This is a genomic window from Bordetella genomosp. 5, from assembly GCF_002261315.1.
Lineage (GTDB): Bacteria > Pseudomonadota > Gammaproteobacteria > Burkholderiales > Burkholderiaceae_B > Bordetella.
Map to the genome: position 1 here is coordinate 308,914 of NZ_NEVP01000012.1, position 21,672 is coordinate 330,585.

Consider the following 21,672-nt stretch of genomic DNA (forward strand, 5'->3'; position numbering starts at 1 on the left):
ATCGGGGCAAAATTGCCCGACGCCCTGGTGCCCGGCGCCGGAGGATTCCCGGGATATTACCGAGGATCCGCCGGTCTCGCAGCCTTCGTCCGTTCGCCGGCTCAGTTGGCCTTCCAGAAAATGTAGTCGGCCTGGTACGGCACGGTCATGCGCTGCCCCGTCGATTGGGCCGTGCACGGCGCGGTAGGCGCAACGCCACCCTTGAGCGCGACGCGCTGGATGTAGGTCACGCCGTTCAGCGCGCCCGCGCCCATCGCGGGATTGGCCTTGACCAGCTGATACGGCAGATTGCCGGCGCCGGAAGGCGCCACGGCGAGCTGCGTGGCGGTCAGGCGCGAGCCGTCGTTCGCTTCCCAGGTCGCGGGCGGGCCGTAGTACTTGCCCACGGTCTTGCCGCTGCGATCCTTCAGCACCGCATCGGGGCCCGCGAAGGTCCATTCGACCTGGCCCGGCATGTTGGCCTTGGGCTTGCATTCATACGTGATCTTGCCCGTGCCCACGGTTTCCCAGGCCACGCGATTGCCGGCCGGAACCTGAATCTCGGCGGGCAGGTTGGACTGCGAGTACTTCGACGAGCTGTGCGACATCGCGCCGCAACCGGCGAGAACGGTGACGGCGCAAAGGCTGCCGAGGAGGGATGCGTGGCGGATCATGCGGTTCTTCATGGCAGGTCTCCTGCTGAGAGTCGGATGGATGACGGCCGCGCAACGCGCCGTCATCAGGTACTACTCACCGGCCAGGAGAATGGATGCAGTCCGCCGCAAATATTTTTTTCCGCCTTCGCGCGCTCTACGCGGCTTGCGGCGGCGCGGCCAGTTCCTGTGCCAGCGCGTCCGCGCGGGCGAGCGCCTCTTCTGCGCGGCCCGTGTCCGATTCCATCAGCAGCGCGGTACGGGCGTTCTTCGCGCCGCAGTAATCGAAGATGCCGTGCGCGAGCTGCGTCTGTATCGCGGTGTCGTAGCCGTGGCGCTCCAGCAGGCCGGTGTCGGCCCCGCCCAGCGCCACCAGCTGCACCCGCAGACGGCCCAGCTTCTTGATCAGCTTGCCGTCCTTGTCCTCGAAGGCCCAGCCCTGGCTGAACACACGATCGATCCAGCCCTTCAACAGCGCCGGCATGGACCACCAATAGATCGGGAACACCAGCACCAGCTGATCCGCGCGGTCGACCCGTGCCTGCTCGGCCAGCACGTCCGGCGGAGGCGCCACCTGGCGCCGATGCACCGCCAGGTCGGCGGGGCCGAAGCGCGGGTCGAAACCCTCGGCGGCCAGATCGGCGAACTCGGTTTCCACGCCTTCGCCGCGCAGGCGCTCGCCGATCGCGCGGGCGACGGCGTGCGTGAGAGAGTCGGGGTCGGCATGGGCAATCACAATCAAGGTACGCATGGGGTCACTCCAAAAGGGGGCTAGGGGGTGGGCAGCGGCGCCCGCGAGCGCTACACTGACCATACCTACTTTTCGTATATACAAAACGTAGCCTACTTTTAGTACATAACGATGTCAAGCGCCCCGATGCCCACGCCTGCCCCCTCCCCCCGCCGCCGTCTGAGCCGCGAACAACGCCGCGCGCAATTGATCGAAACGGCGTGGCGCCTGGTGCGCGAAGAAGGCACCGACGCGTTGTCGCTCGGCCGGCTGGCCGAGGCCGCGGAAGTCGCCAAGCCGGTGGTCTACGACCACTTCAAGACCCGGCCGGGCCTGCTGGCCGCGCTCTACCAGGAATACGACGCGCGCCAGACCGCGCAGATGGACCAGGCCCTCGCCGGCAGCCCGGCCACGCTGGCCGCGCGCGCCGACGTGATCGCGAGCGCCTATGTCGGCTGCGTCATGCAACAGGGCAAGGAGATTCCCGGCGTCGCCGCCGCGCTGGCCGGCTCGCCCGAACTCGAGGCGCTCAAGTGCACCTATGTGGAAGGCTTTCTGGAGAAGTGCCGAGTCGCGCTCGAGCCCTTCGCGCCGGCGCAGACGCTCGACGCCGCGGGCCTGTGGGTGATCTACGGCGCGGCCGAATCGCTCTCCGAAGCCGCCGCCAGCGGCCAGCTCACCCCCGCCCACGCCCGCGCCGCCCTCGCCACCACCGTCACGATGGTGGTGGAACGCGGCAGCGCTTTCGCGGCGGGGTGACGGGCGCATGCCCGACTCGGCCCGTGCCCATGCAGCGTGTACTACGTCCCAGCGCCGGGTACTTAACGCGCCGTGAGCGCGCGCACACTCGCCGTGGGCAGAAACAACCGCAGTGGCTCCTGATCGTGCAGAGCTAAAAAGCCGTACTTCTGGTAGAACCGCACAACGCGGATATCTTTCGCTTCCACCAGAACGAGCCAAGCGGCTAGATCCGATCTCACCACGCGCTCGAGCGCGTCGACGAGCATGACTTCGCCCAATCCGAGGCCTTGAAAGGCACTATCGAGTGCAAATCGGCCGATGATCGCCGCGGGAATCGAACGATACTTCGGCACCCTTCTGAGCCAAGCCACAGGAAGATCCTGCAGCATTACGCTGGCCGCCGCCAACGTGTAGAAGCCTGCGATTCGCTCGCCGGTATCGATGAGCAGGAAGCCATGAGCGATATGCCGGGCGGCGTCTTGTCCTAGCCCGGATCGGAGGTACTGATCGAGCGCGTCGACGCCACAACGGAAGCCGTCGCGCCGAAAACGGCGATCGAAAGACACCACCTGGAATGACATGAAAGCCTGTGTCGCATCGCCGCCCTCAGTCGCCCGACGCTCGCCGGATGAGCTTGCGGTGGCGGGCGTGCGCTCGCTTGAGCGCGGCATTGGGCGGCGGGGGTGAGCCGAGTGCTGCCAACAGAACGTCGGTATCGCGCGCCGACAGGCGCACCAAGGCGGCGTTCTGGATGCTGATCAAGGCTGACTGATACGCCGCATGTACGACGTAGTCAGACAAAGATCGGCCCTCGAGATCGGCCGCCAATTTCAGCGTCTGCCTCTGCTGCTCCGTGAGACGGGCTTCCAGGCGAGCGGATCGAGCAGCCGATGCCGCCTCTCGGCCTTGAGCGATCAAGCTGGAGACGACATCGGCGATCAACGCGGATGCGGCTGGCCTGCGCCGCGGTGGGGCTTGCGGACTCGGCGTACGCACTCCCGGCCCTTCCAGATACCGCGGCTTGCGCAGTGTGGCCTGAAGGCGCCGGCGTCGTACGCGCATGTGCTCGATATCGGCACTTCGGTTTACCGAGGGGCTGGAGTCGGTGGCCGGCGCGAGCGTGGATCGCGTGGAAGACTTAAGCATAAGGGGGCTCCGGGGCCCGCGAGGGCGCGAAAGCCCAATGTACGGCGATACGCCGTACACCACAAGCCAGCGCCGTCTTATTCCGCCCGCGCCCGCAGATCCGGCAGGCGCATGTCCTTGAGCCGGACGAAGCGCGAGCCGCGGGTGAGGCGGTAGCCGGCCCAGATCAGCAGGAAGAGCGGGATGCCGATGTAGGTGGCGACCACGCCGCCCCAATCGATGCGATCGTGCAGGAAGGCCTCGTAGTTCTGTCCCAGCGTGATCACGAGACACAGGACAAACGCGAAGATCGGGCCGAACGGGAAGAACGGCGACACATACGGCAGGTCCGCCAGATTGCCGCCCCGGGCGAGATAGCCACGGCGGAAGCGGTAATGGCTGATCGCGATGCCCAGCCAGGCGATGAACCCGGTCATGCCCGAGGTATTGAGCAGCCAGATGTACACCGCGTTGGGGCTGAAAACGAACGTGAAGAAGCACAGCGCCGCCACGGCGGTGGTGGCCAGCAGCGCCCACAGCGGCACGCCCGCGCGCGAGACCCGGCCGAACACGGCCGGCGCCTTGCCGTCGCGCGCCAGCGCATAGAGCATGCGGGTGGCGGCATACATGCCGGAGTTGCCCGCCGACAGCACGGAGGTCAGCACCACGGCGTTCATGATGGAGGCGGCCGCCAACAGGCCGGCGCGCTCGAAGATCAGCGCGAACGGGCTCACGCTGATGTCGGTCACGTCGTTGCGCAGCAGTTGCGGATCGGTATAAGGAATCAGCAGGCCGATCACCAGGATGGCGAACACGTAGAACAGCAGAATGCGCCAGAACACCTGGCGCACGGCGCGCGGCAGGTTGCGCGCCGGATCCTTGGACTCGCCGGCGGCGATGCCGATCAGCTCCGTGCCCTGAAACGAAAAGCCCACCACCATCGCCACGCCGATCAGCGCGGCAAAGCCGCCCGCGAAAGGCGCGTCGCCGATGGTCCAGTTGTGCAACCCGCCCGTCTCGCCGCCCCGGATGATGCCCAGCAGCATCAGCACGCCCATGGCGATGAAGGCCAGCACGGCGACCACTTTGATCAGCGCGAACCAGAACTCGGCCTCGCCGAAGCCGCGCGCCGACAGCGCGTTCAGGCCGAAGGTGAGCGCCAGGAACAACGCGCTCCAGTACACGCCCGGCACGTCGGGAAACCAATACGCCATCACGAGCTGCGCGGCCACGAGGTCCACCGCGACCGTCACCGCCCAGTTGTACCAATAGTTCCAGCCCAGCGCGAAGCCGAAGCCCTCTTCCACATAGCGTGCGCCGTAGGTCGAGAACGAGCCCGAGACCGGCATGGCCGCGGCGAGCTCGCCCATGCTCGTCATCAGGAAATACACCATCAGGCCGATCAGGCCGTAGGCCAGGAGCGCGCCCCCGGGGCCGGCCTGGGCGATCGTGGCGCCGGACGCCACGAACAGACCGGTGCCGATCGAGCCGCCCACGGCGATCATGGACAGATGGCGGGCGGACAGCGTGCGGCGCAGGCCATTCGGCGTGGACACCGTCTGCGCGGGGGGCGTGGCGGCGCGGGGCGCGTCGCGGGAGGGGGTCTCCAAGATCTGGATCCTTGTTTCAGTGGACCGGCGGGCGGATGGCCCGGGGCCCGGAATGCGATGAGGCGCGAGCATAACGCAGGAGCCCCCGACAACGCAGTCGCCCGCGCCGCCGCCTCGGACGGCCGCCTGAAGGATAAGCCCCTGATTTTCCGAAATTTTTCGATCGATACGCCGGATTGATCAGTTTTTGCGCAAATCGAGGGGTGCCGGCGCCCGCGCCCCCGGGGCCGCCCCGCTCCCCGCGTGTAAACTGCTGCCTTTTTGATCCTGCAGGCATGGAGCAACCGACCCGGCGCGCCGGTATCAGCGGCCCGACGCTCGTTCGTCTGCTGGCCCGTCTGAGCAGCGCCGACATACCCGCTTCGCGGCTGCCGCTGTCCGACCGCCTGAGCCAATGGCTGGGCTGGACCGACGCGATCGCACTGGCCGCGGCCCTGGATGGCAACGCCCCGGTGGTGCCGGCCCACACACGCACCTTCGACGACGAACAGTCGCGCGAATGCGCACGCGTGCGCGCCGCGCTGCAGGACGCCATCGTGCGCGACAGCGCGGTCCCCTCGGCCACCCCGCTGCGCCATGCGCGCAACAAGACGCCGGCCGAGCCGACCGAGCCGGAGTTCGGCACGTACCGGCAACGCTACATCTCGCTGCAGCACACGATGGAAACCAACATCGGCAATCTGCGCAGCCGGCTGCGCGGTCTGCTGGCCGGCAAGACGCCGGAAGGCACCGGCCTCGCGGTGCTCGATGCCATCATGGACCGCGCGCTGATCACGCGGGAACGCAGTCTGATGGGCACGGTGCCCTTTCTGCTGCAAGGACATTTCGAACGCCTGCGCAACGCGGCGCGCGCCGAGCGCGCCGAGGCCGAGGCGGCGCAGGCGCCCGTGCCGGCCATCGACGCGTGGCTGCCCGTCTTCCTGGCCGACATGCGCAGCGTGCTGCTGGCCGAGCTCGACGTGCGCCTGCAGCCGGTCGAAGGACTGATCGCCACCCTGCGCGCAAGCGCGGGCGAGCAAACACTGAACAAGAAAACATGATTCGATCTCTCATCAGCGTGGTGGTTTTTCTGGCGGGCCTCGCGGCCGTGGTCTGGATCGGGGCGGGCTATGTCGCCACCAATCCGCTCGCGCTCGTCATCACCCTCGTGATCGGCGCGTTCTATATCGCGGGCGCCGCCGAACTGCTGCGCTACCACCAGGGCACGAGGCACCTGAATCGCGCCGTCGACGGCCTGGAGCAAGCGCCCGCCGACCTGCCCGCCTGGATCGAAAGCCTGCCCGCCGCACTGCGCGTGGCCGTGCGCCAGCGCATCGAGGGCGAGCGCGTCGCGCTGCCCGCGCCGTCGCTCACGCCCTACATCGTGGGCCTGCTGGTGCTGCTGGGCATGCTGGGCACCTTCCTCGGCATGGTCGCGACGCTGCGCGGCACCGGCATCGCGCTCGAGAGCGCCACCGACCTGCAGGCGATCCGCGCCTCGCTGGCCGCCCCGGTCAAGGGCCTGGGCTTCGCCTTCGGCACCTCGATCGCCGGCGTGGCCACCTCTGCCATGCTGGGCCTGCTGGGCGCGCTGTGCCGCCGCGAGCGCATCGCCGCGTCGCAGCGCCTCGATGCACGCATCATCACCACGCTGCGCCCGTACTCGGCGGCACACCAGCGCGACAACACGCAGCAGCTCATGCAGCGCCAGGCCGAAGTGCTGCCTGCCCTGGTCGATCGCCTGCAGTCCATGATGGACACGCTCGAACGCCATCAACAAACGCTGGGCCAGCAACTGCTCGCCAGCCAGAGCGCCTTCCACGAAAAGGCCGAGAGCGTCTACACGCGCCTGGCTTCGCACGTCGACCAGACCATGAAGGACAGCGCGCGCGAGAGCGCCGCCGCCAGCGCCCGCGCGGCCGGCGAAGCGATCCGTCCGGCGATGGAATCCACGCTGGCGAGCCTGTCGCGCGACACGACCGCCTGGCATGACACCGTCACGCAGGCCACGCAGGCCCATCTCGATGGCATGACCGCGCGCTTCGACCGCAGCGCCACCGACATGGCCGATGTCTGGAAGCAGGCCCTGGAGGCGCAGCAACGCGCCAACCAGGTGCTCAACGACGATCTGCGCGCCGCCCTCGAAGGCTATGCGCAGACCTTCGACACGCGCGCGGCCACGCTGCTCGACGGCGTGTCCACGCGCCTCGAGGTCACCACGCAGGGCGTCACCGACACGCTGCAGCAGGCCACCGAGTCCGTCGCGCGCACCTGGACCGAAGCGCTCGAGCGCCAGGAGCGCGTCGGCGCGCAACTGGCCGGCGACAACCAGCAGGCGCTCGCACGCGCCGCCGCCACGTTCCAGGAACACGCCGGCGCCCTGCTGGGCGCGGTCAACCAGTCCAACGCCGAGCTGCAGAACACGCTGGCCTCGCGCGACGAAGAGCGCCTGTCCGCCTGGGCCGAGTCGCTGCACGCGATGTCGGGCGCGCTGCGTCAGCAGTGGCAGGAGACCGGCGCCCAGACCGCCACGCAGCAGGCCGAGATCTGCGACACGCTGGTGCAGACCGCCAGCGCCGCGGCGGCCCGCATGCAGGAGCACGCCAACACCACGCTGGCCGAGGTCACCAGCCTGGCCGAGCGCCTGGCCGCGACCACCACGGCCTTCGAGCAGCACGCGGGCTCGCTCATCGCCAGCGTCAACGCCTCGCATACCGAACTGCAGACGCGTCTGAGCGCCGGCGACGAGCAGCGCCTGCAATCCTGGACCGGCACGCTGCAAGGCCTGGCCGACGCGCTGCGTCAGCAATGGCAGGAAACCGGCGAATCCACCGCGAGCCGCCAGCAAGCCATCTGCGACGCGCTTGCGCGCACCGCCGAGCAGCTCGGCGTCCAGGCCCGCGAACAGGCGAGCCAGACGCACGAAGAACTCGCCCGCATCTCGCATCACCTGGCTACCGCGGCCGCCACCTTCGAAAGCCATTCCGACACGCTGCTGTCCACGCTGGGCGAATCGCATACCTCGCTGCAGGACACGCTCGCCGCGCGCGACGAGGCGCGTCTGGCGGCCTGGGCCGCCTCGATGCAGGGCCTGGCCGACACGCTGCGCCAGGAGTGGCAACAGGCCGGCGAGCAACAGGCCAGCCGTCAGGACGAGATCGTGAGCTCGCTGTCGCGCGCCGCCGACGAGATCGGCACGCAGGCCCGTGTCCATGCCAGCCAGGCGCACGAAGAACTGGCCCGCATCTCGACCAGCCTGGCCGCCGCGGCCAGCACCTTCGAAAACCATTCCGACGCCCTGCTCTCGACGCTCGGCGAGTCGCACGTGTCGCTGCAGACCGCGCTGGCCGAACGCGACGAAGCGCGTCTGACTGCCTGGGCCGATTCGATGCAGACGATGGCCGACACGCTGCGCCAGCAATGGCAGGAAGCCGCCGAGCAGCAGGCCAGCCGCCAGGGCGAGATCGTGACCACGCTGTCCCGCACCGCCGAAGACATCACCGCGCAGGCCGAAGCCCACGCCAGCGCCACCATCGCCGAGATCGGCCAGCTGGTGCAGGTGGCGGCGCAGGCGCCGCAAGCGGCCGCCGAGGTGGTCGCCGAGCTGCGCCAGAAGCTGTCCGACAGCATGGTGCGCGACAACGAGATGCTCGAAGAGCGCGCCCGTCTGCTCGAGACCCTGGGCACGCTGCTCGAGGCCGTGAACCACGCCTCCGCCGAACAGCGCGTGGCGGTGGATGCCCTGATTTCCAGCTCGGCCGAACTCTTCGACCGCGTGGGCAGCCGCTTCACCGAACAGGTCGAAGGCGAAACCGGCAAACTCACGGGCGTGGCCGCGCAGATCACGTCCAGCTCGGTCGAAGTGGCCAGCCTGGGCGAAGCCCTGGGCTCGGCCGTGCAGTCGTACGGCGAGGCCAACGAAACCCTCATCGCGCACCTGCAGCGCATCGAAGGCGCGCTCGACAAGTCGCTCGCCCGCAGCGACGAGCAACTCGCCTACTACGTGGCGCAGGCACGCGAAGTGGTCGACCTCAGCATGCTGTCGCAGAAGCAGATTCTCGAAGAGCTGCAGCACCTGAATGATCGCCGCGAAAACGAACGGCGCGAGATCGCCGCCACTGAAGCGGAAGCGGCGGCCGAATGAGAGACGACCTCGACGCCGGCGTCGAGCCGACCGCGCCGGTCTGGACCGTTTTCGGCGATCTGATGTCGGTGCTGCTCGGCGCCTTCGTTCTGATCCTCGTGGGCGTGATCGGCATGCAGCTCGAACTCTCGGCCAAGCTCGAAGACGAAGTGAAGCAGCGCGAAGAGGCCGTGCAGCAGCGCCAGACGCTGGAGCAGGCGCTCGCCGTGCCGCTGGCCGCCGGCCGCGTCACGCTCATCGACGGGCGCATCGGCATCAGCGGCAGCGTGCTGTTCGCGCTCAACTCGGATCAGCTCCAGCCCGAGGGCCGCGAGATCCTCAAGAGCCTGGCCCAGCCGCTGGCCGACTACCTCGGCCAGCGCGAAGAGGCGCTGATGGTGAGCGGCTTCACGGACGACCAGCAGGTGCGCGAGAACAACCGCCGCTTTGCCGACAACTGGGATCTCTCGGCGCAACGCGCGCTCACGGTCACGCGCGCGCTGATCGAAGAAGGCATCCCGGCCGCATCCATCTTCGCCGCCGCGTTCGGCGCCGAACAGCCCGTGGCGTCGAACGCCGACGAGGCCGGCCGCGCACAGAACCGCCGCGTGGAAATCGCGCCGGTGCCGCGCCGCGGCGCCAAACCCGCGGACGCCGGCAACGGCGCATCCGGCCGGTCCCGTGACTGACGCGCACGACACCTCGAGCGACGCGACGCCTCACACGGTGCAGACGCCGCAGCAGGCCGCCGACGGCACCAAGGCCGAGGACGCGGTGCCCGAAGGCACGATGCCCGAAGGCGCGATGGCCGACGGTACGCCGCCCGATGGTGCGGTGTCCGAAGGCGCGCCGCCCGAAGGCACGATGCCCGAAGGCACGCCGCCCGACGCCGCCCCGCCGGCGCCGCGCCGCCCGCTGGGCCCGGCCCTGCGGCGGCAGCTCGCGGAGACGCTCGAACGGCGCGCGCAAGCCCTCGAGGGCAAGGCCCGCGCGCAGCTCGAGGCCCGGGCGGCCGAACTGCGGGCCGGTGCCACTCAGGCGCCCGCGATGCCCTCGAACGATCCGCAGCCCGTGGACGGCGAGACCGCGCAGGACGACGACGCGGCTGCCGACGGCACGGCACCCGCGGCGAACGTGCAGACGAGCGCCGCCATGGCGTCCGCCGTAGCGGCAAACTCCACACCGCCGGCCCCTGCCCCACCGCCCCCCTCCGCGCCCGACCCCGGCCCGCTGGCGCAACTGCTCGCCGCCTTCGCCGCGGCGGACGGCGCCCGGCCCGCCGCGCACGCCGACCATCCGGGCCATCGCTATCCCGAGCTGCCGCTGCTGGATCAGCTGCGCGATCTCTGGTCGCATCTCAGCGCCGATCAGCAGGTGCGCCACTCCGAGGCGCTGGTGCCGGACAACGCCGGGCCGCTCAACTCCAGCCATCTGGTGCACCGCTCGCTCGCGCTCATGCGCGAACTCTCCCCCGAGTATCTGCGCCGCTTCCTACTGTACGCCGACGCGCTTTCCTGGATGGAGCAGCTCGACAGCGCGCTGACCGCGGCGCGTGAACCGGCGGCCAGGAAGGGCGCGGCGCGCGCCACGGCGCGGGGCGGGCGCAAGCCGCGCGCCGGCTGAGGCACACCATGGAGCTGCTGCACCACTACCTCGTTGCGTATGGCGCGGTCGCGCTGTTCGTGTGTGTGTATCTCGAGTCGTTCGGCGTGCCGGTACCGGGCGAGTCCGCCGTCATCGCGGCGTCGGTGCTGGCCTCGCAGGGCCAGCTTCCCATCGAAGGCGTGCTGGCGGCCGTGTTCGTGGGCGCGGTGCTGGGCGACTGCACGGGCTATGCCATCGGCCGCTGCGGCGGCCGGCAGCTGCTGCAGCGCCACGGTCATCGCGTACGGCTCACGCCCGAACGTCTCGCCTCATGGGAAACGCGTTTTCGCACGCACGGCGTGCCCATCGTGATCGGGGCGCGTTTCGTGGTGCTGCTGCGTCAGCTCAACGGCCTGCTGGCGGGCTCGGTGGCCATGCCCTTTCACCGCTTTCTGTGCGCCAACATCGTGGGCGCGCTGGCCTGGACGCTGGTGTGGGGCGCCGGCCCCATGCTTGCCGCGCATTGGTACCGGCCCCTCTGGGAACATCTGCGGGCGCTGTGGTAGCCCCCGGGCGGTAGCCCCCGGCCGGGGACGCCGCGCCCCCCGCACGGGCGCGCGGCGTCCCGCTCAACTCCGCTTCAGGCGGCGCTCAGACGCGGCGCCTGCGCCCAGCCCACGACGGGCTCGGCCTGCACCGTCTGCGCGTCGCCACGCAGCTTGAACAGCGCCACCGTGCGTGCCAGCGTCGCCGCCTGCTCGTTCAGCATGGCCGCGGCGGCGGCCGATTGCTCCACCAGTGCCGCGTTCTGCTGGGTCGCCTGGTCCATGTCGGACACGCTGTGATCGATCTGGCCGATGCCCGCGCTCTGCTCGGTCATGGCGCCGTGGATCTCGCTCACCAGACGCTGCACGCGCGTGATGCTGTCCACGATCTCGTGCATGGTGGCGCCGGCCGCCTGCACCCGCTGCGTGCCGCTGCGCACGTTATCCACCGAGGCCTGGATCAGCGTGCGGATCTCCTGCGCGGAGGCCGCGCTGCGCTGCGCCAGCGTGCGCACTTCGCCCGCCACCACGGCGAAGCCGCGGCCCTGCTCGCCCGCGCGCGCCGCTTCCACGGCGGCGTTGAGCGCCAGAATGTTGGTCTGGAACGCGATGCCGTCGATCACGCTGATGATCTCGGTGATGCGCTCGGACGACTGGGCGATGGTGTCCATGGTGGTGACCGCATCGGTCACGACCTGACCGCCGCGCTCGGCCGCCACGCTCGCCTCGGTGGCGAGCTGGGTGGCATGCTGCGCCGTTTCTTCGGTCTGGCGCACGCTCGAGGTCATCTGCGTCAGTGCCGACGAGGTTTCTTCCAGCGAGGCCGCCGAGGTCTCGGTGCGGCGCGACAGGTCACGGTTGCCCATCTCGATCTCGTGCGTGGCCGTGGCCATCGATTGCACGCCGGTGCGCACGTCCAGCATCACGCCGCTGATCTTCTCGACGAAGGCGTTGAACGACGCGGAGATCTGCGCGACCTCGTCGCGGCCGACCACGGCCAGACGATGCGTCATGTCACCGTCGCCCGAACCGATCGTGTCCATCGCGTCGCGCACGGCCGACAGACGCTTGAAGGCCTGAGCCGTGAAGAGCGCGGCCACCAGCAGCGCCAGCACGGTCAGCACCACCATCGAGATCACCATGGCGTTGAAGACCTGGCCCAGCGCGACCGTGGCTTCGGCCTTGTCGAGCGCCACCACCAGATACCAGTCGGTGCCGGCGATGCGCTCGGACTTCAGCAGCTTGGGTGCGCCCGACAGCACGAATTCGGCCGGCTCCGCTTCATCCTGCGCGAGCGGCGCGAGGCTGTTGGCGGTGAGGCCGGGTGCCAGATCGGTCGAGGGCTTGAGCGCGAAGGCGTCGTTGGGATGCGAGATCACCTGGCCGTCGAGCGCGACGACGAACGCGAGACTGGACGGCGTGGGACGGATCGACTGGATCACGGACTTCACCCCGTCCAGCGCCACGGCACCGCTCACGGCGCCGACCGCCTGGCCGTTGCGCAGGATGGGCGTGGTGAATGCCACGTAGGGCTTGCCGCTGGACGAGTCGCCATACGGCTTGGTGATGCTGAGCTTGCCGGCCGCGACGGCCGCCTTGTACCAGGGGCGCGCGGTGGGATCGTAATCGGGCGGCGTCGGCGCCGTGGAGAAGAAGGTCTTGTCCGACCAGCCCACGCTCGTAATCGGGAAGTCGTTGGTGGCGCCCATCAATTTGACGAGCCCCGTCGGGTCGCCCTTCTCGACGGCCTGCGCCGTGGCGACCACGGCCGTGGCCTTGTCGCCCGACCACTGCGCAATCGCGCGCGCGTTGCCGTTGGCCACCGCGTCCAGCGTATTGGTGATGCTGGCCATCATGTTGTCACGCACGATCTGATAGGTCACCACGCCGGAGAGCAGCAGCGCTCCCACGACGGTAAGACCACTGATCAAGAGAATCCGGTTACGCAGCGAAGTTTTTTTCATGCTCTGTCCAGCTTGGTTGGCGTTCGTACGGAACGCACGCAAGGCCGTGAAACTGCACCCGCGCACCCGGCTTACGACAGCGCCGCGAACCAACTTAAGCAGCCGGCAAACGATATTTATCGCAATGAATTGCCGAACAATTCCTGCGCTGAAAGCGCGCTGAATCGGCGCCGCCTCACAACTGGTGCGTCGTTACGCCCACCCGGTGGTGCTGTGCCCGAATTGCAACGTCCCCGATTAAATCCGGTCCAATTGAACGCTTATGAGAATCGTTGTCATTACAATTTCGGACGAAATTACTTAGGGAGAGGAATTCCATGTCCGACGGCAAGACCGGTCGCGTTGCACACGCCGCCCCGCACCCCACCCTGCGCAAATTGAGCAGTCTCGTGTTGATGGCCCTGGCGGCCGGCGCGGCCCAGGCTCAGCAGAACAACGCCGTGCCGACGCTGTCGTCGGTCGAGGTGAAGAGCGATCTGCTGCCCGCCTCCACCACCGAGGGCACGGGCAGCTACACGCCGCGCGCCACCTCTGCCGGCACCGGCCTGTCGTTGTCGTTGCGTGAGAATCCGCAATCGGTGACCGTGGTGACGCGCCAGCGCATCGAAGACGAGAACATGCTGTCGCTGGTCGACGTGATGAGCAGCACGCCCGGCATCTCGGTGCAGAACTTCGACGCCGAACGCTATTCGTTCAACGCACGCGGCTTTCCGATCACCAACTATCAGTACGACGGCATCCCCACCGGCTTCGACATCGGTTATGCCGGCGGCGAATCCGCCGTCGATCCCATCATCTACGACCGCGTCGAGGTCGTGCGTGGCGCCACGGGCCTGCTCACCGGCGCCGGCGATCCGTCCGCCTCGATCAATCTGGTGCGCAAGCATGCCGACGCGCGCGAGTTCAAGGCCGACCTGAGCGTGGGCGCGGGCACCCAGGACACCTACCGCGCCACCGCCGATCTGCAGACCCCCTTGAACCAGAGCGGCACGGTGCGCGGCCGCATCGTCTCGGCCTATCAGAAGAACCACTCCTACCTCGACCACTACGAGAACGAGAAGACGGTGTTCTACGGCGTGGTCGACGCCGACGTGACGGACAGCACCACCGTGAGCGTGGGCTTCAACTATCAGAAGAACGATCCCAAAGGCAGCAGCTGGGGCGGCTTCCCGCTCTGGTATGCCGACGGCACCCGCACCGACTGGCGCCGCTCGCTCAACACCGGCGCCGACTGGACCTCGTGGGGCAGCACGACGCAGGGCGCCTTCCTGCAACTGGAGCAGCGCTTCGACAACGACTGGCGCATCAAGGCCGTGGCCAGCCACAGCAAGAACGAGATGGACGGCAAGCTGCTCTACCTGACCGGGTGGCCCGATCGCGTCACCGGCGAAGGCATGGGTTCCTCGCCCGCCTGGTATCTGGGCGACCGCAAGCAGAACAGCTTCGATGTGAAGGCCTCCGGCCCGTTCAACCTGTTCGGCCGCCGCCACGAGGTGGTGATCGGCGGCAGCGCCAGCCGCCAATACGCCAACTTCGACTACCGCGCGCCGCTGGGCACGAGCCCGGTGGGCAACTTCTTCGACTGGAACGGCTCCTACCCCGAGCCCGATTGGAGCGACGAACGCGTGACCGGCTCGCGCTACACGACCAAGCAGGCCGGCATCTACGGGGCCTTGCGCCTGAGCATCGCCGATCCGCTGACGCTGATCGTGGGCGGACGCTACAGCACCTGGAAAACGGATTCGGTGGGCTGGGGCGGCGGCAATAAGTACGCGTTCGACAAGAACGAATTCACGCCCTACGCCGGCCTCCTGTACGACTTCGCGCGGAACTACACGGCGTATGTCAGCTACACCGGGATCTTCAATCCGCAGTCCTATCAGGACCGCAACGGCAGCTGGCTCGACCCGCTCGAAGGCAAGTCATACGAGGCCGGCATCAAGGGCGAATGGCTGGACGGCAAGCTCAACGCCAGCGCCGCCGTGTTCCAGGTGGAGCAGGACAACGTGGCGCAGGTGGATACCGGCTTCTTCGTGCCGGGCACGCCCAACGAGGCCTACCGGGCCGCGCAGGGCACGCGCACGCGCGGCTTCGACCTCGAAGTGTCGGGCGAAGTGACGCCGGGCTGGAACGTCGCCGCGGGCTGGTCGCACTGGACCGGCCGCGACGGCGAAGGCAACGCCATCCAGACCAACCAGCCGCGCAGCCTGGTGCGCCTGTTCACCAGCTATCGCCTGCCCGGCGAGCTCAACCGCCTGACCGTGGGCGGCGGCGTCAACTGGCAGAGCCACGTCTACACCGATGCCTTCGGCCCCAACGGCGAAGAGCGCGTCAGCCAGGGCAGCTATGCCATCACCAACCTGATGGCCCGCTACACCTTCAACCGCAACCTCTCGGCGCAGCTCAACGTCAACAACGTGTTCGACCGCAAGTTCTACAGCCAGATCGGCTTCTACAACCAGGGCGCCTGGGGCGCCGGCCGCAGCGCCATGCTCACCATGCGGTATCAGTACTGAGGCAGCAAGCCGAAGGCGCAGCGTGGGGGGCCCGCCCGCCGCCGAGCCGCCTCAAGGCGGGCGCGCCCCCTCGGGGGGCAGCAAGCCGGAGGCGCGGCGTGGGGGGGCCCGCCCGCCGCCGAGCCGCCTCAAGGCGGGCGCGCCCCCCCGGGGGGCAGCAAGCCGAAGGCGCGGCGTGGGGGCCGTCAACTCCCTCGCAGCGTGATCTGCGTGATCTCGGAGGGCACGCCTAAGCGGATCGGAAACCCCGGCCACAGCCCCGCGCCGTTGCTCACATAGAGCGTCATGCCGTCCACGTGGTAGCGCCCCGACACGAAGCCCTGGTTGGCGCGCGCCACGATCAGGTTGAGCCCCAGCGCGTGGCCGCCGTGCGTGTGGCCCGACAGTTGAATGTCGGCGCCCGCGGCGCGGTTGGCCCGTGCATTGCCCGGGCGGTGATCCATCAACAGCACCGGCGCGTCGGCCGGCCGTCCGGCCAGCGCCTGCACGATGTCCGGGCCGATCTCGCCACGCGTCGGGCCTACCTGATCCGCCACGCCGGCCAGCACCAGCGCCGCATCGCCCTGCCGGATCAGCACATGCTCGTTGACCAGCATGCGGATACCCAGATCGCGGAAGACCTGCATCCACTCGCCGTAGGCCGCGTAGTACTCGTGATTGCCCGGCACGCCGTACACGCCGTCGCGGGCCCGCAGCCCGGCCAGCGGCGGATAGTCGTTGGCGCGCGCCTGCGGCGTGCCATCGACCAGATCGCCCGAGATCACGACCAGCGCCGGGTCGAGCGCGTTGGCCCGCTCGACCACCGCGCGCATCCAGGGCCCCTGCAGCAGACGGCTCGTGTGCAGGTCGGTGAGATGCACGATGCGGTATCCCTCGAACGCCGCGGGCAGGCCTCGCACCGTGATCTCGAGCGTGCGCACCTCGGGCACCCGCACGGCCTGCCATACCCCGACCGCGCCGAGCACGGCGGCCAGGCCCGCCAGACCATGCGCCACGCGCGTCTGGCCCAGCACCTTGCGGCCGAGCGGCCGCGACACGCACCACGCGATCACGCCCGCGACGTCGCGCAGCAACAGCATGCAGGCGAACAGAATCAGCGCGCCGAACACGGCGCCCAGCACCATGATGAGCGCGCCCGGGATCTCGGGCGAGGCCATGGTGCCGAAATGCCGGCTCACCAGCCAGTGATGCTCGATGAACGCCAGCAACAGCAGCGACAGCACCACGCGGGCCGCCACGCTCAACTTCAACCGGAACACATAACGCCAGATCAAATACAGGCCGACCAGGCCAGAGACGACATGAAACACGCTTACCGACTTCCTTGATGATGACTCGGGAGGCGCCGCCCATGACGGCGCCGATACGACGAAACGGACGGCGGGGCGGGCCCCTCCGTCCGTTTCAGGGTAAGTGACGCGCCGCGGAGTCGACGCGGATCGGGCGGCCGCGCACCCCGCGCGCAGCCGCCTGCAAGCTTATTTTGCCCGCGTGGCGCGCCAGTTGCCGCCGCCTTCGATGGTGCCGCTCATTGCGTCGCCATCGACCGTGCCGGTGTAGCGCGCGTCGGCCACCGTGAACTCGATCTTGGGGCCGTTCAGGCGGGCATTGCTGATCGGCATGGCGTTGCCGTCCCGGGTCAGCGTGCCTTCGAGGAACTGGAAGTTCTGCGACAGCGCGAGCGTCTTGCCGTCGACCGACCACTTGCCCTCGACCTGCGCCGGCACGATCCACTTGTACGCGCTGCAATAGGCCTTGCAGCCCTGGTCGGACGCATTGACCGTCTCGTCGGGTTTCCAGTTTTCCATGGTGAACGAGTTCGACACGACGCGGGTGCCCGGCTTCATCTGCAGCAGCGTCGGCCGCAGGCGCAGGTTCAGGTCGGGCAACAGGAACAGCGTCACGACCGTCGCCTTGGAAAAGTCGGTCTTGAAGATATCGCCCTGCTCGAACGTCGCGGTCTTGGACACGCCGGCGGCCTGGGCGGCGTTCTTCGAGAGCGTGACCATCTCGGGGTTGAACTCCACCCCGTGCGCACGCGTGCCGCGCTGCGCGGCGGTGATCACGGTACGGCCGTCACCGGAGCCCAGGTCGACCAGATAATCCTCCGGCGTGATCTGCGCCATATGCAGCATGCGGTCCACGAGCTCCTGCGGCGTGGGCACCCACACGACGTCCTTGCCGGACTGGCCGACCGTGGGTTGATACGCGGGGGTCTGCGCCTGCGCGGCGCCGCCCAGCATCAGCAGGCAGGCGGCAAAAGCGAAGGAATGTCGGATCTTCATCGGTGGACTCCAGTTGGGAAACGAGCTTGCGGATTCAGTCGCCGGCCGGGTCGGGCAAGGGCTGGGGTTCTTTTTCCTTGAACAGCAGCATGGGCGTGCCGGCGGCCAGCACCGCCAGGCCGATCAGCCCCGCGACGCCGGTGTACATCACGCTCGACCAGAGCATGTAGCCGCAGGTGGCGCAAAAGATGATCGGCGTGACCGGATACAGCGGCACCTTGTACGGCAGCGTGCGCTCGGGATGGCGCCAGCGCAGCACGAACACCGCGAAGCCCACCATCAGCAGGAAGAACCAGAACACGGGCGCGGTGTAGTCGACCATGGCCTTGAAGCCGTCGCGCGTGATCGTGCCGAGCGCGATCAGGGCCAGGGCGATGGCGCCCTGGGCCAGTTGGCCGTTGGCCGGCGTGCGGCCGCGGCCATCCCACACCCCGACCCAGCGCATGATGCGTACGTCGCGCGCCATGGCGTAGAACACGCGGCCGCCCGTGAAGATCGTGGCATTGAGCGTGGACAGCGCGGCCACCACGATGGCCAGCGTCACGATGAGGCTGCCGGAGGGGCCCGCCACCACGCGCATCATCTCGGTCGCGACGGCGTCGGTGCCGCGCAGGCCTTCGAGGCCGAGGATGGACAGCAGCGCCACGTTGACCAGCACATACAGCGTGACCAGGATCGCGGTGCCGATGGTGAGCACCTTGGCGATGTTGCGCGGCGCGTCTTCGAGCTCGCCGGTGAGGTAGGCCGCCTCGTTCCAGCCGCCGTAGGTGAGCAGCACGAAGATCATGGCGGTGCCGAGCGCGGCGGTCTCGGGGGCAATGGGCGTGACGGCGGCGGTCTCGCCCGAGCTGCCGAACAGGCCGAACAGAATGATGGCGACCACCGCGCCCACTTCGATGAACGTGATGGTGATCTGCAGCGTCTTGCTCTGCGCGGTACCGATCACGTTCACGCCGGTGAACACGATCACCGATAACGCGGCATAGAGCGCCGGCCCGTAAGGCCCGAGCGGCACGAGCTGAGCCAGGTAGTCGCCCAGCATGAAGGCCACCGCTGCGATCGCGCCGGTCTGGATCACGGTGCAGCGCGCCCAGCCGAACATCATCGCCACCGAACGGCCATAGGCCCGCGACAGGAAGTGATACTCGCCGCCCGCGTTCGGGTGCGCGGCCGACAACTCGGCATAGCAGAGCGCGCCCACCAGGGTCACCAGCCCGCCGACCACCCAGACCAAGATGAACATCCATTCGGATCCGACGTTCGCCGCGACGATGGACGGCGTGCGGAAAATGCCGACACCCACGACCAGCCCGACCGTGATCACGATCGCGTCGAACACCGACAGTTGAGCCTGGGGTTGCGCTTGTACGCTCATAGCTGCCTTTCGTTTGTTGGAACTACCGGAAGGAGCGGACCGGCCCGGCGGGCCAGACACGCCTGTCAGACTGCGCGCGGCACGGCGCTGCCGCGGGCCCGCGAGGGAGCCGGCGTGAGGCCGTGCCGGGAAGACAAGTGCACTGCGAAGAGGATGACCGCGACTTCGCTCAGACCCCCTCCCCGCCGCTGCGCGAGGAGCTCCGAGCATAATTCATGAACTTGTCAGGTTCATGGCCGACAGCTTGCCACAATTGGCTCGTGGCGGCACCTCCACCGAATGGACGGGATGGTGACCGCCTGTGACGGCCTGCGCGCCGGCTCGAAAGGCCGGTCCGGGCGGCACCGTCTGTCCGGCTGCAGCGCCAGTCCGGGCCACATCGTCAGGCCGGCTGCAGCGCCGGTCACACCGTCAAGTCCGGCTGCAGCGCCAGTCCAGGCGACATCACCCTTCCTGGCCGCACCGCCCCGGCCGCACCGAGACGGTGCCGGCGCGGGGCGCCGCGGCCCTCCCCGCCGGGGCTCAGCTCAGCAGATGTCCCATCGCGCTCAGATCGCCCGACGGCACGGGCCGCGCACGCTTGCGCGCCAGCCCGGCGCCGCGGCGCGTGCGCGGCGCCTTGGACGGAACCTCGGCCGCTTTCTGCTCGGCGGCATCATCGGGCTGGCCTGCCGGTTGCACCGAGGGCACGTGCGCTGCACGCGGGGCGGGCCGGCGGGACGGAAGTACTCCGAAGAAGTCGTACATGGCGGATCCTTGCGTTGGAACGGACCGGAACGGCGATGCCGTGAAAAAGGTGTTGCGGGCCCTGCCGAGCAAGCCGGTCGACATGACGGGGGCATGTAGGTCAGACGCCGCCGACGTCCGTGCGTTCATCCCATTGACTGCACACAATCGATCACGGACGGAGCGACGCGTGCCAGCCGATGCAGCGCACAGGCTGCGCATGCTTGCTGCGCACGCTTGCTGCCCACGCTTGCTGCGCATGCTTGCTGCCCATGCTTGCTGCGCACGCTCGCTGCGCACGCTCGCTGCGCATGCATCCCATCACACGCGCAACGCGGCGGGCGCGGTGGAAGGACGCGCGCCGCTCAGCGACCGCGCGCCAGCGTGAATCCGAAGGTATTGATGCCATCCGGCGCGCTCTGCACGAATACCGCGCCGCCATGCATGGATGCGATCGCACGCACGATGGACAGCCCGAGGCCGTGATGCACGCCGCTGCGCGTGCGCGCCGCGTCACCGCGATAGAAGCGCTCGAACAGGCGCGCCTGCTGCTGCACCGGAATGGGCTCGCCTTCGTTGGAGACCGACACGCGCGCATAGGCGCCTTCGTCGGCGATGCGCACCACCACTTCCGAACCTTCGCGCGCATACCGCGCGCTATTGGACAGCAGATTGGCCAGCGCCCGATGAAACAGGCGCCGATCGGCGTGCACCTGCGCGTCACCGGTCACGGTGAGCAGCACGGCGCGCTGCGCGAACGACGCCTCGAGATACTCGGCCGTTTTCTGCGCCTCGACATGCACCGAAAAATCGCTGAGCTCGGCCGCGCGATTGCCGTTTTCGGCGCTCGACAAAAACAGCATGTCGTTGACGATGCTGCTCATGCGCTCGAGTTCCTCGAGGTTGGACTCGAGCAGATCCTGCAGTTCGTCGACCCGGCGCGGATGCGCCAGCGACACCTGGGTCTGGCCGATCAGATTGGTGAGCGGCGTACGCAATTCATGCGCGACATCGGCGTTGAAGCCTTCGAGCTGGAGCCAGGCCGCCTCGCGCCGCGCCAGCGAATTGTTGAACGACACCGCCAGCTCCTTGATCTCGGGCGGCAGGTTCTCCACGCCGAGACGCTCGCGCGGGGCATTGGACGGCAGCGCGTTGGCCTGGCGGCTCAGCCGGCGCACCGGCAGCAAGCCGAGCTTGGCGATCCAGTAGCCGAACAGCGCCACCAGCAGAATGCCCAGGCCCGAAGCCACGCTCATGATGTGCGTGAAATTCTCTTTGGCGTACAGGTAGGAGCTTGCATCGAGCGCCACCACGAAATCCACTTCGGGCCGCTCGCCCGAGGCCGGAATCGTGCGCGACAGCACGCTCCAGATCTTTTGCGGATCGCGGTCTTTGACGAAGGTCACCACCCCCGGCTGGACCTCGCGGCCGTCCTTCGTCAGCATGGCGCGGCCGTAGGCGGTCCGCGGGTCGTCGGACTTGACCCAGTAGCGCACGCGCCCGCCGGCCGGCGTCATGGCGTCGAGCTTGCGATGCGCGACTTCCCAATCGGCCTCGCTCTGGCGGCTCTCGATCATGGGATCGAGCAGCGAATGATGGAAGTTGAGCTCGGAACGGATCTGGCTGTGCACCGAATCGGCGAGCACGCAATACAGGAAGACCGCCACGCCCGAGAACACGACGGCCGCGGTGATGGCGAACATGACGGCGAGCCGCCATGCGATGGGCATGCGGGCA

18 protein-coding genes are annotated in these 21,672 nt (G+C 68.6%); 7 read left to right on the plus strand and 11 right to left on the minus strand.

Going from position 1 to position 21,672, the window contains the following annotated elements; translation table 11 throughout:
- Window positions 1-101: 101 nt before the first annotated feature.
- Together CAL25_RS21535 and CAL25_RS21540 are read right to left on the minus strand one after the other, a co-directional pair.
- Window positions 102-665, minus strand: coding sequence for a DUF3455 domain-containing protein (locus tag CAL25_RS21535; RefSeq protein ID WP_094803811.1), 564 nt, complete (start codon window positions 663-665; stop codon window positions 102-104).
- 124 nt (window positions 666-789) lie between these two features.
- Complete coding sequence (locus CAL25_RS21540; protein WP_094803813.1) at window positions 790-1,383, minus strand: NAD(P)H-dependent oxidoreductase; 594 nt, start codon at window positions 1,381-1,383, stop codon at window positions 790-792.
- A gap of 126 nt (window positions 1,384-1,509) precedes the next feature.
- Between CAL25_RS21540 and CAL25_RS21545 the strand changes: the two genes are divergently transcribed.
- Complete coding sequence (locus CAL25_RS21545; RefSeq protein ID WP_212590926.1) at window positions 1,510-2,121, plus strand: TetR/AcrR family transcriptional regulator; 612 nt, start codon at window positions 1,510-1,512, stop codon at window positions 2,119-2,121.
- A 62-nt stretch (window positions 2,122-2,183) separates the two neighbouring features.
- On the opposite strand, the gene CAL25_RS21550 is transcribed toward CAL25_RS21545, so the two are convergent.
- The 3 genes from CAL25_RS21550 to CAL25_RS21560 all read right to left on the minus strand — a co-directional run bounded on the left by CAL25_RS21550 (window position 2,184) and on the right by CAL25_RS21560 (window position 4,784).
- Window positions 2,184-2,684 (minus strand): GNAT family N-acetyltransferase, encoded by a 501-nt coding sequence (locus tag CAL25_RS21550; RefSeq protein WP_170948565.1) that lies wholly within the window; start codon window positions 2,682-2,684, stop codon window positions 2,184-2,186.
- Window positions 2,685-2,709: 25 nt separating this feature from the next.
- Entirely contained in the window at window positions 2,710-3,249 is a 540-nt protein-coding gene (locus CAL25_RS21555; protein WP_249279194.1) for a DUF1778 domain-containing protein, read from the minus strand.
- 77 nt (window positions 3,250-3,326) lie between these two features.
- Window positions 3,327-4,784 (minus strand): amino acid permease, encoded by a 1,458-nt coding sequence (locus CAL25_RS21560; RefSeq protein ID WP_141217978.1) that lies wholly within the window; start codon window positions 4,782-4,784, stop codon window positions 3,327-3,329.
- Between the two features lie 329 nt (window positions 4,785-5,113).
- Here CAL25_RS21560 and CAL25_RS21565 point away from each other — a divergent pair, with 329 nt between their 5' ends.
- From CAL25_RS21565 to CAL25_RS21585, 5 genes are read left to right on the plus strand one after another with little or no spacing between them, the layout of a single operon-like run.
- A complete protein-coding gene (locus tag CAL25_RS21565; protein ID WP_094803821.1) occupies window positions 5,114-5,878 on the plus strand; it encodes a DUF3348 domain-containing protein in 765 nt (254 codons plus the stop codon).
- On the plus strand, window positions 5,875-8,961 hold the full coding sequence (locus CAL25_RS21570; protein ID WP_094803823.1) for a DUF802 domain-containing protein: 3,087 nt from the start codon (window positions 5,875-5,877) through the stop codon (window positions 8,959-8,961). The genes CAL25_RS21565 and CAL25_RS21570 overlap by 4 nt, the downstream gene beginning before the upstream one ends.
- A complete protein-coding gene (locus CAL25_RS21575) occupies window positions 8,958-9,629 on the plus strand; it encodes an OmpA family protein (RefSeq protein WP_094803825.1) in 672 nt (223 codons plus the stop codon). Before CAL25_RS21570 ends, CAL25_RS21575 begins: the two co-directional genes overlap by 4 nt.
- Complete coding sequence (locus CAL25_RS21580) at window positions 9,622-10,563, plus strand: DUF2894 domain-containing protein (RefSeq protein ID WP_249279195.1); 942 nt, start codon at window positions 9,622-9,624, stop codon at window positions 10,561-10,563. The genes CAL25_RS21575 and CAL25_RS21580 overlap by 8 nt, the downstream gene beginning before the upstream one ends.
- An 8-nt stretch (window positions 10,564-10,571) precedes the next feature.
- The gene (locus tag CAL25_RS21585; RefSeq protein ID WP_094803827.1) at window positions 10,572-11,090 is read left to right on the plus strand and encodes a DedA family protein; all 519 of its coding nucleotides are present in this window, start codon (window positions 10,572-10,574) and stop codon (window positions 11,088-11,090) included.
- A 74-nt stretch (window positions 11,091-11,164) separates the two neighbouring features.
- Here the strand turns inward: CAL25_RS21585 and CAL25_RS21590 are convergent, their stop codons facing one another.
- Entirely contained in the window at window positions 11,165-13,033 is a 1,869-nt protein-coding gene (locus tag CAL25_RS21590; protein WP_094803829.1) for a methyl-accepting chemotaxis protein, read from the minus strand.
- Between the two features lie 317 nt (window positions 13,034-13,350).
- On the opposite strand from CAL25_RS21590, the gene fhuE reads away from it, so the two are divergent.
- On the plus strand, window positions 13,351-15,549 hold the full coding sequence (gene fhuE / locus CAL25_RS21595; RefSeq protein WP_094803830.1) for a ferric-rhodotorulic acid/ferric-coprogen receptor FhuE: 2,199 nt from the start codon (window positions 13,351-13,353) through the stop codon (window positions 15,547-15,549).
- 185 nt (window positions 15,550-15,734) lie between these two features.
- On the opposite strand, the gene CAL25_RS21600 is transcribed toward fhuE, so the two are convergent.
- The 5 genes from CAL25_RS21600 to CAL25_RS21620 form a co-directional block, all read right to left on the minus strand.
- Window positions 15,735-16,859, minus strand: a complete 1,125-nt coding sequence (locus tag CAL25_RS21600) for a metallophosphoesterase (RefSeq protein ID WP_094803832.1) — start codon at window positions 16,857-16,859, stop codon at window positions 15,735-15,737.
- A gap of 168 nt (window positions 16,860-17,027) precedes the next feature.
- Window positions 17,028-17,834: a class I SAM-dependent methyltransferase gene (locus CAL25_RS21605; RefSeq protein ID WP_094803834.1), complete on the minus strand. Its 807-nt coding sequence runs from the start codon at window positions 17,832-17,834 to the stop codon at window positions 17,028-17,030.
- A gap of 34 nt (window positions 17,835-17,868) precedes the next feature.
- Window positions 17,869-19,209, minus strand: coding sequence for an APC family permease (locus CAL25_RS21610; RefSeq protein WP_094803836.1), 1,341 nt, complete (start codon window positions 19,207-19,209; stop codon window positions 17,869-17,871).
- Between the two features lie 522 nt (window positions 19,210-19,731).
- Window positions 19,732-19,956 carry a hypothetical protein gene (locus CAL25_RS21615; protein WP_094803838.1) on the minus strand — a complete coding sequence of 75 codons (225 nt, stop codon included), beginning with the start codon at window positions 19,954-19,956 and terminating at the stop codon, window positions 19,732-19,734.
- A 344-nt stretch (window positions 19,957-20,300) separates the two neighbouring features.
- Window positions 20,301-21,665: a heavy metal sensor histidine kinase gene (locus CAL25_RS21620; RefSeq protein ID WP_094803840.1), complete on the minus strand. Its 1,365-nt coding sequence runs from the start codon at window positions 21,663-21,665 to the stop codon at window positions 20,301-20,303.
- Between the last annotated feature and the right edge of the window lie 7 nt (window positions 21,666-21,672).